Annotated in this window: 1 protein-coding gene and 1 pseudogene; both read left to right on the top strand. The window is 68.5% G+C overall.

Translation table 11 applies throughout. The features are described from left to right. Positions 1-244 (top strand): annotated as a pseudogene (locus MVF76_RS12955) (S49 family peptidase); the annotation flags it as partial. Between the two features lies 1 nt (position 245). Then, positions 246-623 carry a head decoration protein gene (locus tag MVF76_RS12950; RefSeq protein ID WP_297529806.1) on the top strand — a complete coding sequence of 126 codons (378 nt, stop codon included), beginning with the start codon at positions 246-248 and terminating at the stop codon, positions 621-623. Positions 624-714: the final 91 nt, after the last annotated feature.

The raw sequence follows: 714 nt of genomic DNA, 5'->3' as shown, positions 1-714 counted from the left end.
CGCTCGCAATGAGGCCCGGGCCATCGCCGATCTCTGCCTGCTCGCCGGCTGCCCGGAAAAGACGGCGGGCTTTCTCGCGCAGGGCATGAGCCAGGAGGCGGTGCGCGAGGCCCTGCTCGAGTACCGGGCCCAGGCGCCCGAGATCGCCAGCCACATCGACCCGCAGCGGCTGAGCCCTGCCGCGAGTCTGGATGACAACCCCGTCGTAGCCGCCGCCCGCAAGCGCGCGGCCAAGGAGGTGTGAGATGCCCGTGATCACCGAAGGCATGAATCTCGGGGACCTGCTCAAGTATGAGGCCCCCAATCTCTATTCCCGCGACCAGGCCACCGTGGCTTCCGGCCAGAACCTCGCCCTGGGCGCGGTGGTAGGCATCGTCTCTGCCACCGGCAAGGTGAAGGCGCTGGATCCGGCGGCCACCGACGGCAGCCAGACCGCCGCCGGCATCTTGCTGGAGCCGGTAGACGCTTCGGCCTCCGACCGTGACGACGGCATCCTGCTCGCCCGTCACGCCATCGTCGCCGATCACGCCCTCGTGTGGCCCGCCGGGATCACCAACGCCGAGAAGGCCGCCGCCATCGCGGAGCTCAAGGCCATCGGCATCCTCGTTCGCAAAGGAGTCTGACCATGGCCATGAACAATCCGTTTGAGTCGCCGGCCTTCTCGATGACGGCGCTGACCGCCGCCATCAACCTGCTGCCCAACAACTACGGCCG

The sequence above is a fragment of the Thiohalobacter sp. genome, assembly GCF_027000115.1.
In the GTDB taxonomy this organism is placed as follows: Bacteria; Pseudomonadota; Gammaproteobacteria; order Thiohalobacterales; family Thiohalobacteraceae; genus JALTON01.
This window is presented reverse-complemented; position numbering and strand designations above follow the sequence as displayed.